At 64.8% G+C, this 13074-nt stretch carries 11 protein-coding genes and 1 tRNA gene; 10 read left to right on the top strand and 2 right to left on the bottom strand.

The window, feature by feature from the left end; genetic code table 11:
* Positions 1-80: 80 nt before the first annotated feature.
* Both E3T27_RS00735 and E3T27_RS00730 read left to right on the top strand, forming a co-directional pair.
* Entirely contained in the window at positions 81-461 is a 381-nt protein-coding gene (locus E3T27_RS00735) for a cold-shock protein (protein WP_104196470.1), read from the top strand.
* Positions 454-1113 carry a DUF3027 domain-containing protein gene (locus tag E3T27_RS00730; RefSeq protein WP_134571266.1) on the top strand — a complete coding sequence of 220 codons (660 nt, stop codon included), beginning with the start codon at positions 454-456 and terminating at the stop codon, positions 1111-1113. Before E3T27_RS00735 ends, E3T27_RS00730 begins: the two co-directional genes overlap by 8 nt.
* A 204-nt stretch (positions 1114-1317) precedes the next feature.
* Here E3T27_RS00730 and serC read toward each other — a convergent pair whose 3' ends face one another.
* Positions 1318-2430: a phosphoserine transaminase gene (gene serC / locus E3T27_RS00720; RefSeq protein ID WP_104196473.1), complete on the bottom strand. Its 1113-nt coding sequence runs from the start codon at positions 2428-2430 to the stop codon at positions 1318-1320.
* A gap of 133 nt (positions 2431-2563) precedes the next feature.
* Between serC and E3T27_RS00715 the strand changes: the two genes are divergently transcribed.
* From E3T27_RS00715 to E3T27_RS00685, 7 genes are all read left to right on the top strand, one after another.
* Positions 2564-3283, top strand: coding sequence for an iron-dependent transcriptional repressor DtxR (locus tag E3T27_RS00715; RefSeq protein WP_104196474.1), 720 nt, complete (start codon positions 2564-2566; stop codon positions 3281-3283).
* Between the two features lie 334 nt (positions 3284-3617).
* Positions 3618-4382, top strand: a complete 765-nt coding sequence (locus tag E3T27_RS00710; protein WP_241992058.1) for a C40 family peptidase — start codon at positions 3618-3620, stop codon at positions 4380-4382.
* A 346-nt stretch (positions 4383-4728) separates the two neighbouring features.
* On the top strand, positions 4729-5226 hold the full coding sequence (locus E3T27_RS00705; RefSeq protein ID WP_134571265.1) for an HNH endonuclease: 498 nt from the start codon (positions 4729-4731) through the stop codon (positions 5224-5226).
* 134 nt (positions 5227-5360) lie between these two features.
* Positions 5361-5435, top strand: a tRNA-Arg gene (locus E3T27_RS00700).
* A gap of 117 nt (positions 5436-5552) precedes the next feature.
* The gene (locus tag E3T27_RS00695; protein WP_134571264.1) at positions 5553-5897 is read left to right on the top strand and encodes a DUF2834 domain-containing protein; all 345 of its coding nucleotides are present in this window, start codon (positions 5553-5555) and stop codon (positions 5895-5897) included.
* 171 nt (positions 5898-6068) lie between these two features.
* Positions 6069-10028, top strand: a complete 3960-nt coding sequence (locus E3T27_RS00690) for a Pls/PosA family non-ribosomal peptide synthetase (RefSeq protein WP_134571263.1) — start codon at positions 6069-6071, stop codon at positions 10026-10028.
* Between the two features lie 18 nt (positions 10029-10046).
* A complete protein-coding gene (locus E3T27_RS00685; RefSeq protein WP_134571262.1) occupies positions 10047-11375 on the top strand; it encodes a M1 family metallopeptidase in 1329 nt (442 codons plus the stop codon).
* Here the strand turns inward: E3T27_RS00685 and E3T27_RS00680 are convergent.
* Positions 11372-11977: a 4'-phosphopantetheinyl transferase family protein gene (locus tag E3T27_RS00680; protein WP_134571261.1), complete on the bottom strand. Its 606-nt coding sequence runs from the start codon at positions 11975-11977 to the stop codon at positions 11372-11374. The genes E3T27_RS00685 and E3T27_RS00680 overlap by 4 nt on opposite strands.
* Before the next feature lie 62 nt (positions 11978-12039).
* On the opposite strand from E3T27_RS00680, the gene E3T27_RS00675 reads away from it, so the two are divergent.
* Complete coding sequence (locus E3T27_RS00675) at positions 12040-13056, top strand: magnesium and cobalt transport protein CorA (RefSeq protein WP_104196479.1); 1017 nt, start codon at positions 12040-12042, stop codon at positions 13054-13056.
* Positions 13057-13074: the final 18 nt, after the last annotated feature.

Here is a 13074-nt window from a genome sequence, read left to right as displayed (position 1 = left end):
GGCACGCGGGTGCCGCAACCGAATATGCTGGGTTTACATCCCGCACTATATTGTGCGCCCAAAACTCAAGTGAGGTTCAGATGCCCACCGGCAAGGTCAAGTTTTACGACGAGGAGAAAGGCTTTGGCTTCATCACATCCGATGACGGTCAGGAGGTCTTTCTCCACGCTTCCGCTTTGCCGTCCGGCGTAACCATCAAGGCCGGTGCGAAGCTCGAATTCGGTATCGCCGACGGCAAACGCGGCGCCCAGGCGCTGTCGGTGCGCGTGATCGAAGCTCCTCTGAGCCTGTCTAAATTCAACCGTAAGCCAGCCGACGATATGTCGATCATCGTTGAAGATTTGGTGAAGCTGCTCGACGGTATCGGCACAAATCTCAAGCGCGGTCGGTACCCCGAATCAAGCCACAGTAAGAAGATCGCGGCGATGCTGCGCAAGGTCGCCGAGGAACTGGATGCCTGAGGTCACCGAGGCGCAGGCGACCGAGGCGCAGCCGACCGACGCACAGCCGACGAAATCGGACAAGCCGACCGATGCCACCCTGCTCGCGGCCGTTGAGCTGGCGCGCACGGCGCTGCTGGAAATCACGACGGACGACACGATCGGCGAGGTCATCGGCCACATCGACGAAGGCGACCTCGTAGTGTCGCTGCTGTTCGACTGCCTGCTGACCGGGTATCCGGGCTGGCGCTGGACCGTGAGTCTTGCGCGGGTCGACGAGAATTCCGAGCCGAAGGTTCTTGAAACCGAGCTCACGCCCGGCGGTGACTCGCTGCTCGCGCCCGAGTGGGTGCCGTGGTCGGATCGTCTCGTCGATGACGACATTGCAGCGGATGCCGACGATGACGATGACGATGACGACGACGACGATGACGACGATGACGATGACGATGACGACGACGATGATGACGGGTCAGACGAGCATCCAGTCGACGACGCAGATTTGGTCGACGATGACGCGGATGACTCCCTTGATGCTCTGGACGGCATCGACTTCAACGAAGCGCTAGCGGCGGCGGAACTGAACCCAGGCGAGTCCAACGAGGCCGAGACCGACGCCGATCACAGTGCACCACAGCCACCAACCCGTTCCCGGCGCGCTCGCCGCCCCTGACTTTGAGGCACCCGGCGCCGCTTCTTCAAAGAAGAGGGCGGCGCCGAGTGCGACCAGCCAGAGCAGGGTGCCGAATATCAGTGCCGTGCGGGCATCCGTTCGTGCGGGCAGCGGATCGGGCCGGCGTTCGCTGTCTTTCAACCACAGGCGCATCGTCCGATCCTTTCGTTGCGTTTCAGTTCGTTTCGTTTCGTGCAACTAATTTCAGAGGTGCGCCACGACGTGCTCGATGGATGCCACGAGCTTCTTGACGTCTTCAGGGTCGATGGCCGTGAAGGTCGCGATGCGCAGTTGGTTGCGGCCGAGCTTGCGGTACGGCTCGGTGTCGACGATTCCATTGGCGCGCAGGGTTTTGCTGATCGCTGAGGCGTCGATGGCGTCGTCGAAGTCGATCGTCACGACGACCTGTGAACGGTGCGTCGGGTCAGCCACGAATGGGGTCGCATAGTCGACGCCCGCCGCCCAGTCATAGAGAACGGATGACGACTCCCTCGTTCGCGATGACGCCCACTTCAGGCCGCCGCTCTGGTTGATCCAGTCGATCTGGTTCTCCATCAGCAGAAGAGTGCTGAGAGCCGGCGTGTTCAGCGTCTGGTTCAGGCGCGAGTTGTCCACAGCATTCTTGAGGCTGAGGAACTCGGGAATGTACCGGCCGCTCGCTGCGATGCGTTCGACCCGTTCGAGGGCCGCCGGTGAGAATAAGGCGAGCCACAGGCCGCCGTCCGAAGCGAGGTTTTTCTGAGGCGCGAAGTAATAGACATCTGCCTGGCTCGCGTCGAAGTCGATGCCGGCGGCGGCACTGGTGGCGTCGATGACGGTGAGCGCGCCCGCGTCACCGTTGACCCGGTTGACCGGGGCCATGACGCCCGTTGAGGTTTCATTCTGGGGCCAGGCGTAGACGTCAATGCCCTCACGCACCACGAAATCGCTGCGTGAGCCGGTGTCGGCCGTGATTACGTCGGGAGCTGCAAGCCAAGGGGCAGCCGCAGCCTTGGCAAACTTGCCGCCGAACTCGCCAAAGACGAGGTTTTGCGCGCGGTTTTCGATGAGGGAAAAGGCTGCGGCGTCCCAGAACGCGGTCGAGCCGCCGTTGCCGAGCACGACTTCGTAGCCGTCAGGAATGCGAAACAGTTCACCCAAGCCGGCGCGCACGCGCCCGACGAGGTCTTTCACGGGTGCCTGGCGGTGCGAGGTGCCGAGTACTCCGGTGCCGAATCCGAGAAGATGGTCGAGCTGTTCGCGCCGGATTTTCGATGGGCCGCAGCCGAATCGTCCGTCGAGGGGGAGTAGATCGGTGGGTATGAGTAGGTCGGCCATACGGCGATTCTAGTTGCCCTGCTACGGGCGGGTAGGCTTGGGACGCTGTGCGGGCCACTGCCGAGGCCGCCAACTGAGCGCCGTTCTATCACTCGATGAGCGGTGCGCGCACGAGCCGAATGAAGGGCTTCGGATGAGCGATCTGATCGACACCACCGAAATGTATCTCCGCACGATCCTCGACCTGGAGGAAGAACAGATCGTGCCCCTGCGGGCCCGCATCTCCGAACGACTCGGACACTCCGGCCCGACCGTCTCGCAGACCGTCGCGCGGATGGAACGTGACGGCCTCGTCATCGTGTCCGGCGATCGGCACCTGGAACTCACCCCGACCGGCCGCAGCAAGGCCGTGCACGTTATGCGCAAGCATCGCCTGGCCGAACGCCTGCTCAGCGACGTGATCGGACTCGAGTGGGAGTTCGTGCACGACGAAGCCTGCCGCTGGGAACACGTGATGAGCGAACAGGTCGAACGCAAAATTTTGGAGATGCTCGGTCACCCGACCGAATCTCCCTACGGCAATCCGATTCCGGGGCTTGACGAGCTCGGTGATTCGCCGGCAGTCGCCTTCATGGCGGGCGTGACCAACGTGCTGTCGGTGGTGGCGAGTTCGACCGTGCCGGTGACCGCAGTCATCCGCCGTCTCGGTGAACCGGTGCAGTTCGACCCCGAGCTGCTCTTGCAGCTCAAACAGAGCGGCGTCATGCCCGGCGCGACCGGTGTGTTTTCGGCTGCCGGATCGTACGTTCTAGTTCAGGTCGAAGGTTTCGGTGCCGGTTTGGAGCTCCCCAATGAGGTAGCCGGGCACATTTTCGTTACGACACCGATCGGCCACAGCCCGGTCGCTCACTGAAATTTCACCGGGTTCGTAGGGCCGTGAATCGAGCCAGTCGTTTCGACCTGCTCGCAGGTTCGTTACCAATCCGTTAGAAATGCGCCGCTTCAGGGTGACAAATGCGCGTCGCTCTTGTAGCCTCGGGGGGTCCCACAGACCATGAATGGTCGAAGGACTCTGGTCAAGACGCCTGCTTACCCCGTCTCTTGATTTACGAATACACCCGCGATTAGCGAAGTGGACGGGACGACAACCTGGTGTTGTCGAGGCGCCGGAGGTTAAAACTTTGGCTGCATTAGGAACGAGACGGTCCCGTCGCGGGCTGAGCCGAACAGCGGATTCTCTGGAAAAAGTGGAATCGTCGGTACGCCCTGACCGCGCCCTGCCTCGAGCTGCCCCGAAGAAGCGACGTGGCGGTATCGGCAATATCGTCGTCATGACCCTCGCTACCGGACTCGTTGCCACTATGGCGCTCCCGGCATATGCCTTTGCTCCCGGCTCGAAAGACGTCTCCTTCAAGGCCACCGAGTCCACGGAGATGTCCAAGACGCAGGCGCAGGCCGTTGAAGTCGATGCCCAGGCGGCAACCGTGAGCGTCGCTCGCGAAGGGTTCACTGCGACCACGCCCGAAGAGCTTGCTGCCGCCGCCGCTGCAACCGTCGCTGCCGCCGCCGCGGAAACCCGTCGTGTTGAGGTCGCTGCGCAGATGACCACGTATGCAGCGAGCTATTCCGGTCCGAGTGTTGCTGAGTTCCTGGCAAACCCGACGTACCCGAACTTCGATCTCGCATCCGTTTTCAATGTCGCCTCGCAGTACCAGGGCACACCGTACGTCTATGGCGGCGCCACACCGGCCGGGTTCGACTGCTCCGGCTTCATTATGTACGTTTACGCGCAGTTCGGGATCAGCCTGCCGCACTCCTCTGTGGGCCAGGCAGCGGCCGGAACGAAGATCTCGATCGAGGACGCCGTGCCAGGCGATCTGGTGATCATGGACGGTCACGATGGTTTCTACGCGGGCAACGGAAATATCCTGCACGCGCCGTACACCGGCCAGTCCGTCCGAATTCAGCCCATCTGGACCAGCGATTACTACATCGTGCGAATCGGCATCTAATTCGCCCCTTCCAGTGAACACTGGGTTACAGCTCACACAAATGGCGCATACAGGTTCACCTGTTGCGCCATTTGTGGGTTAACCTAGTGCCCTGATGTAGTTTGTAGGTTCAAAAGGAGAGCCAATGCATAAGCGACGCACTATCCACACCATGGATGTGCGCGGTCGCGAGTGCTTTCGGCATAGTTGTCAGAGCGAGAAGAGCTGTGTGAGCAGCCATAGGGCGTTGTCATTGTGACGGCGCCTTTTTTTGTACTCTTTTTCGCCCCGTCGTGCTCCTGTTCATTACGCATCGGATGTAGTTCGAATGGCTGGAAGCCGTCCAGTCTCCTTCGAAAGGAAGCGCATGCGCACACTGGTACTCAATGCGGGCTACGAGCCCCTCGCCGTCGTCTCGTTCAAACGAGCGCTCATTCTGGTGATGAACCAGAAAGCGACGATCGTGCAGTCCGATCGGGGCCACCCCGTTTTCGCGACCTCGGGCTCGTGGGATCGCCCGAGCGTCATTCTGCTCACGCGGTACGTGCGCATCCCCATGTCGCGCCTGGTCCCGGTCAGTCGCCGAGGAGTCTTACGACGTGACGAGCATCGTTGCTGCTACTGCGGCAAGTCGGCTGCCACGATCGACCACGTGTTACCGCGTTCGCGCGGTGGCCGTGATACTTGGGACAACCTCGCCGCGTGTTGCCTGCGGTGCAATAACCTCAAGAGCGACCACACCCCGGCCGAAATGGGCTGGAAGCTGCGCTTCACCCCACGGATGCCGCAGGGCACGACCTGGATTGTACGGGGAGTCGAGCGCCCCGAGCAGGAATGGGACGCCTATCTGGCCCCGGCTGCCTAGGATGGCGCTCGGCCAACAGAAGTGTCGAAATCAACGTCGCGATCACGAGCGTATTGACGGGGCAGAGCTTGCCCCGTGACAACGTGGGTGGCGCGCTCGACTGTGCGGACTGATCGGCTAAACTTACGACGCCCGCCTCTGTAGCTCAGTGGAAGAGCAATTCCGTCCTAAGGAAATGGCCGGGGGTTCGAATCCCTCCAGGGGCACCAGAGAACAACCAGAAGTGCGGTTTGACAACGGTTTATATCTCAATTTCATAGGCGTCCCCGGTGGCAGAGAGATCCAACAGGGGCCTGCCCCAAACCTGCGGCGGGCATAATGCCGGTATGAACAAACACTGGACGCCGCTCGCTCTCGTCTACCTCGGACTGAGTCTCGTCGGGCTCGCTGGGACCTGGACCTACAACGTTGTCGCGATCGTGCAGATGCGCGACTTCATCGTCGACTGGGTGGGCAGCGGACCGGCGGTCTCATCGCTCACCGTTGACTTGCTCATCGCGGCGGTGGCCGGGAGCATCCTGATCATCGTCGAGGCGCGACGGCTCGGCATGAAGCGGGGCTGGCTGTACGTTGTCTTCTCGGGAATCACCGCCTTCGCCTTCACGTTCCCGCTGTTCCTCGCGATGCGTGAGCGCGCCCTGGAAACGGCGCGAGCGAAGGCACTGGATTAAGCGGACTGCCGGATATTCGTTTCGGCTCGCGATGGGGGCGGCGGCAACGCCGAGCGGCGACGAGCCAAAGACCGCCTCGATCGTGTGCAGCACCCGCGCGTTCCGAGAGAGTTCTAGACTGTTACCTTCGCGGCGTGCCGTACAAGTGCCACGACCTGAACGAGGAGTCGTGTGAGCGAGCACCAGTACAGCCCAGCTGGCGACAGTGGGCACACCCAGGCTGTACTCGTGGCGGGCCACCGGGCAAAGCCCGCCCGCACCCTGGTCGACATCCTTTCGCAGACCGCGGCGAAGTATCCCGATGCCCTGGCCCTGGAAGACGCGGTCGGCACCATCAGCTATCGCGGCATGCTGCAGCGCGTGCAGGCCCAGGCGAACGCGCTGAGCCTGGCCGGAGTACGCCGAGGGGACACCGTGGGCATTCGCATTGCCTCTGGTACGCGCGACCTGTATGTGTCGATTCTGGCCACGTTGTTCGTGGGGGCCGCCTACGTTCCAGTCGACGCCGACGACCCGGAAGAACGCGCACGGCTGGTCTTTGCCGAGGCCCACGTGGTCGGCATCATCGGGGAGAGCAGTTTTTTTGCGCCGCGTGCGGGCCTCGACCTGCAGTCGCTCCGGGGGCGCCCCGTGCCGCCGCACGACGACCCGGCATTGGTCTTACCGAATGAAAGCATTCCCACGCCCGGCGACGACGCATGGATTATCTTCACCTCCGGATCGACGGGCTTACCCAAGGGCGTTGCGGTCACGCATCGTTCAGCGGCCGCCTTCGTAGACGCCGAGGCCGGACTGTTTCTGCGCGATGAGCCGATTGGTACCAGCGACCGGGTTCTGGCCGGCCTGTCCGTGGCCTTCGACGCGAGCTGTGAAGAGATGTGGCTGGCCTGGCGCAACGGCGCCTGCCTGGTGCCGGCCCCGCGCTCCCTGGTGCGCAGCGGTGCCGACCTTGGTCCCTGGCTGATCGCCCACGGCATCACCGTAGTCTCGACCGTGCCAACCCTCGCCGCACTCTGGCCGGAAGAATCGCTCGAGGCAGTGCGGCTGCTGATCTTCGGCGGCGAGGCCTGCCCGCCCGAACTGGTCGCCCGCATCAATGCCCGCGGCCGGGAAGTGTGGAACACCTACGGCCCCACCGAAGCGACCGTCGTAGCCTGCGGTGCACTCGTCGACGGTGTCGGTGAGATGCGCATTGGCCTGCCGCTCGACGGCTGGGACCTCGCCGTCGTCGACGCTCACGGCAACCGGGTCGCCGAGGGAGAGACCGGCGAGCTCATCATCGGCGGCGTGGGCCTGGCCCGTTACCTCGACGCCGAGAAAGACGCCGAGAAGTATGCTCCGCACGACGAGCTCGGCTGGCAGCGCGCCTACCGTAGCGGCGACCTCGTGCGTTTCGACCGGGCCGGTCTGGTCTTCGCCGGCCGCGCCGACGACCAGGTGAAACTCGGCGGGCGACGTATCGAACTCGGCGAAGTGGATGCCGCCCTGGGCGCCCTCGACGGAGTGGCCGGCGGTGCCGCCGTGGTGCAGACCACCCCTGCCGGCAACCACATTCTGGTCGGCTACATCGCCCTCGCGACTGCCGGAACACCATTCGACCGGCAGGCCGCACTTGCCAGGCTGCGGGAAGAACTGCCCGCCGCGCTCGTGCCGCTGCTCGCCATCGTCGATGCGCTACCCACCCGCACCTCGGGCAAGGTCGACCGGGCGGCATTGCCGTGGCCATTGCCCGCCTCGCAGCCCGGGTCGGACGATGATGCGGGGGTGCTGTCGCCGACGGCGGCGTGGCTGGCGGAGGCATGGGCTTCGATTTTGGGGGTGCCGGTGACCGGGCCCGACGATGATTTCTTCGCCCAGGGCGGCGGCTCGCTCTCGGCCGCCCAATTCGTGTCGGCCGTGCGCGCCCGCCACCCCGAAACCACCGTCGCTGATTTGTACGACCACCCGCGTATCGGGTCGCTCGCCGAGGAACTCGACGCCCGCACGCCCCTGACACCGCCGGCGGTGCGGCAGGTGCTGCCGACGCCTGCTCGCAGTCAATTCGCACAGACGGTGCTCGGCATTCCGCTGCACGTGCTGAGCGGCGCCCGCTGGCTGGTTTACCTCGCCATCGCCAACAATCTGCTCAGCCTGGCCGGCGCAACCTTCGGCCCGACCCTGTCGTGGTGGTGGGTAGCGCTTGGATTTGTACTGTTCGTGACCCCGCCCGGCAAAATGCTCATCGCCGTCGTGGCGGCCCGACTGTTGCTGCACGACGTGATGCCTGGCAACTATCCGCGGGGCGGGTCCGTGCACTTGCGGCTGTGGCTGGCCGAGCAGATCGCGCTGCTCGTCGACGCGGCGAGCCTCGCCGGGGCGCCCTGGATCAGTTACTACGCGCGGGCCCTCGGCGCTGAGATCAGCTCCGACGTCGACCTGCACTCGTTGCCTCCGGTTACCGGGCTCCTGACCATCGGCGCGCAGGCCTCAATCGAACCCGAGGTCGACTTGGCCGGGCACTGGATCGACGGGGACGTGCTGCGCATCGGCCATGTGCATGTCGGTGCCGATGCCCGGATCGGTTCCCGCAGCACCCTTCTCGGGGGCGCCCACGTTGGCAACGGCGCCGAGGTTGAACCCGGTTCCGTGGTCTCGTCGCGTGTACCAGCCGGGGAGCGGTGGGCCGGTTCCCCTGCTCATCGCGTGGGGTCTGGCCGCCGCCCGTGGCCGGCCGAACGTCCGCCGCGTGCCAGTCGCTGGCTCGGCGCCTTCGCGGCCGGATCGGTGGCGATGACCGCCATCCCCACGATCGCAATCGTGCTCGGCGTGCTCATCGTCGGCGCCGCTGTCGGCAACGCCGATAACCTCGGCGTTGCCGTGCTGCGCGCGGCCCTGATCATGCCGGTAGCCGTCATTGTCGGCGGGCTCGCCTATGCGCTTTTGGTGATTGCCTTTGTGCGCGGGCTCGGAGTGGGCCTGCGGGAAGGCTACTATCCGGTGCGCAGCCGCATCGGCTGGCAGGTCTGGATGACCGAACGTATCCTCGACGGCGCCCGCACCGTGTTGTTTCCGGTCTATGCGAGCCTGCTCACGCCCACCTGGCTGCGACTGCTCGGGGCTAAAGTCGGTGCCGATGTCGAGGCATCGACGGTGTTGCTGCTGCCCTCGCTGACGACCATCGCGCCAGCCGCATTCCTCGCCGACGACACCATGGTCGCCTGCTATGAACTTGGCGGCGGCTGGATGCACATCGGGCCAGCCAAGGTAGGCCGCCGGGCCTTCCTCGGCAACAGCGGCATGGCCGGACCCGGCCGTACCGTGCCGCGCAACGGGCTCGTCGCGGTGCTTTCGTCGACGCCTCGCAAGGCCAAACGCGGCTCGAGCTGGCTCGGCAACCCGCCGGCCCGCCTGCGCCGCAGGCAAACGGATGCCGACGACTCGCGAACCTTCCACCCTCCCGTTCGCCTGAAAATAGCCCGGTCGCTGTGGGAACTACTGCGCATCGTGGCCGGCTTCACCACCGCGTGGATCGCGCTTCTGGTGCTCGCCCTGCTGGACCTGCTGTGGCTGCAGTTCGGCCTCGGCGCGGCGATCGGCCTCTCGGGTGTGGTTATGCTGACGGCCGGTGCGGTGGCCGCCGGCGTTACGACGGTGGTCAAGTGGACGCTGGTCGGGCGCATCGACGCCTCGGAGCATCCGCTCTGGTCCTCGTTCATCTGGCGCAACGAGGTCTCGGACAGCTTCGTCGAGATGGTTGCCCGACCCTGGTTCGCGGAGAAAGCGTCAGGCACGCCGGCGCTCGCCGTGTGGCTGCGCACCCTTGGCGCCACCGTGGGAAAGGGCGTCTGGTGCGAAACCTACTGGCTGCCCGAAGCTGACCTGGTGCGGCTGGGCGCCGGCAGCACGGTGAACCGCGGCTGTGTCGTGCAGACCCACCTGTTTCACGATCGCATCATGCAGCTCGACGCGGTCGTGCTCGCCGAGGGTGCCACGCTCGGCCCGAACGGAGTCATCCTGCCGGCGGCGTCCATCGATGCCGGGGCGACGGTCGGGCCCGGCTCTCTCGTGATGCGCGGCGAACGGGTGCCGCCCGGTTCGCTCTGGTCCGGCAACCCGATCACGCCGTGGCATCAGCCGCCATGGGATCGTTGAGCAAGGAATAGCAAGACGATGGCTCAGACTGTGCGCACGACCTACGGCTCGATTAGCGCTGGCGACCCCTATATTCCCACCGGCGGCAATGGCGGCTACACGGCGGAACATTACGACCTGAACCTCTCCTATCGGGTAGCCACCAACCGCTTGAACGCGACCGCGATCATCACCGCACGCGCCCTCATGCCCCTCGACCGGTTCAGCCTCGACTTCGCGGGGCTGAGCATCGAAAAAGTGCTGGTGAACGGTGCGCGGCCGACCAAGGTCACGCACTCTTCACGCAAACTCGTCATCAGTCTCGCCGCGACGATCGAGGCCGGGGCCGTGTTCGAGGTGGTGGTGCGCTATCGCGGCGCGCCGCATCCGGTACGCAGCGCCTGGGGTGACGTGGGCTGGGAAGAACTCGACGACGGCGTGCTCGTCTCCGGACAGCCCTGTGGTGCCGCGTCCTGGTTTCCGTGCAACGACCATCCGAGCGACAAGGCTACCTATCGCATCGAGATCGCCTGCGAATCGGCTTACACCGTGGTGTCGAACGGGGTGCTATCGAGCCGGTCGAGCCGCTCCGGCCGTACCAGCTGGACCTTCGACGTGCGCGAGCCGATGGCGACCTATCTCGCCACGGTGCTGATCGGCCGCTACCGCCGCCGCGACCTCGCCGACGCTCCCGTCGCGCACAGTCTGTACTTTCCCGCCCGACTCGCGACCCGTGTCGAAACCGACTTCGCCCGCCTCACCGAGATGATCGCATTCTTCGCCGACCGGTTCGGGTCATATCCGTTCGCGTCTTACTCGGTCGTCGTGACCGAGGACGAGTTGGAGATTCCTTTGGAGGCCCACGGCCTGGCCATATTCGGCAGCAACCATGTTGACGGTAACCATGGCAGCGACCGGCTGATCGCCCACGAGCTGGCGCACCAGTGGTACGGCAACAGCCTGACCGTGGCCCGCTGGCAGGACATCTGGTTGCAGGAGGGTTTCGCGTGCTACGCGGAATGGCTCTGGGAGGAGCAGCGCGGTGGCCGCACGGCCGACGCCCTTGCTGTGCTGCACCGCGGCCGGGTTGCGGCGCTGCCCCGCGACATCGTCGTCGGTGACCCCGGCCCGCACGCCATGTTCGATGACCGTGTCTACAAACGAGGCGCACTCGCCCTGCACGCCATTCGCAAATCTCTCGGTGACGAGGCTTTCTTCGCGGCACTGCGCGCCTACACGGCGGCTCGGCGTTTTGGGCAGGTCTCGACCGAGGACTTCGTAGATTTCTTCTCCGAACACACCGGCAGTCGGGCGATCGGCGGCTTCGTCGCCCGCTGGGTGCAGCAGAGCGCGCTGCCGAGCCTCTAACGCACCGATACTCGTGGGGCCGCCCCGCCGAGCACGGCGAGCGTACCGATCAGGCCGGGGCCAGCGTCGAAGTTCGCCAAGTGCACCCGGGCCAGGTCGAGGGTGGCCGTGGGCCAGTCCAATAAAACGGATGCTCCCGCGCCAGTCCACCCCACCGTCACGTGCCGCGGGTCCACCGCCAGACCCTCACCCGACAACTTCAGCAGCGCCTCCTTCGTCGTCCAGAGGCCCGCGCGCGCCCGATTGCGGTCGGAGAAAGGTATCTCGAACAGCGCTGCGCGCTCGAGCGCGTTGAAGGCCACGTCGTCGAACCCGGCGCGCCCGACGGCGCTGATGCTCTCGAGGTCGACACCGATCGGCCCGACCACCGATACGGCCACGACCATTGTGTCGCCGGCACGGCTCAGGCTCACGTGCACCCCGTCGGGAGCGAGTACGCGTGGGCGGCCGTGCGCTCCGCCGCAGCGCTCGCAGCGCTGCTGAACGGTGACGGGGCCCGAATTCGGGCAGACCCGGGCAACGGCGGCGGCGAGTCGTGCGCGGTCGGTCTGGGGGAGCGGCGCGCGCGGAGCCAGAAAAAGGGAGACATCCGGTTGCGGCACCCTCAAACGTTACCGGGCGGTAAAGGCGAATGACACACTAGAAGATCGAACAAGGAGAGCCGATGGCGCTGGTTGATAACGCGGTTTACGTGGATGGACACCGGGTGTCCACCCCGCACACGCTCGACGAGACCTTTGAAGTTATGAAGCAGAACAAGGGTTTCGCCTGGATCGGCCTGTACCGGCCGAGCGAGCTGGAAGTGCGTGCCGTCGCCACCGAGTTCAGCCTGCACCATCTGGCCGTGGAGGATGCGCTCGCCGGCCATCAGCGATCGAAGATTGAACGGTACGGCGACATTTTGTTCGTGGTGCTGCGCCCGGCACGCTACATGGACGACGAGGAGCGCGTCGAATTCGGTGAGTTGCACGTTTTCGTCGGTCCGGATTTCGTGGTCACCATTCGCCACGCCGAATCGCCTGACCTCGCGCAGGTACGCGAACGCATGGAAAGCACCCCGCACCTGCTCGGCCTCGGCCCGGAGGCCGTGCTCTATGCCATCCTCGACCAGGTCGTAGACGAGTACGGGCCGGTCGTGGCCGGGCTCGAGAACGATATCGACGAGATCGAAGACCAGTTGTTCGACGGTGACCCCGAGGTATCCCGTCGCATCTACGCCCTGTCTCGGGAGGTGATCGAGTTTCAGCGGGCCACCCAGCCGCTTGTCGGCATGTTCGAGTCGATGCAGCGTGGATTCGACAAATACAACGTCGACCTCGAACTGCACCGGCACCTGCGCGACGTACTCGACCACACCCTGCGCATCGTGGAACGCGGTGACGCGTTTCGGCAGCTGCTGCAGAACGCCCTCACCGTGCACAGCACTCTGGTCGGGCAACGCCAGAACGACGAAATGCGCCACCTGTCCGAGACCAGCCTGGCCCAGAGTGAAGAGGTCAAGAAAATCTCGAGCTGGGCGGCCATCCTGTTCGCACCGACACTGGTGGGAACGATCTACGGCATGAATTTCGACCACATGCCCGAGCTGCACTGGGCACTGGGCTACCCCTTCGCCCTCGCCTTGATGCTCGCGATGGGCGTCACCCTGTACACGGTCTTCAAACGTCGGGACTGGCTGTGAGTGCCACGATTGCGTCTA

The organism is Cryobacterium lyxosi, from assembly GCF_004403345.1.
Taxonomy (GTDB): Bacteria; Actinomycetota; Actinomycetes; order Actinomycetales; family Microbacteriaceae; genus Cryobacterium; species Cryobacterium lyxosi.
Note: the sequence above shows the minus strand (reverse complement) of the source record. Positions and strands in the feature narration are given on the sequence as shown.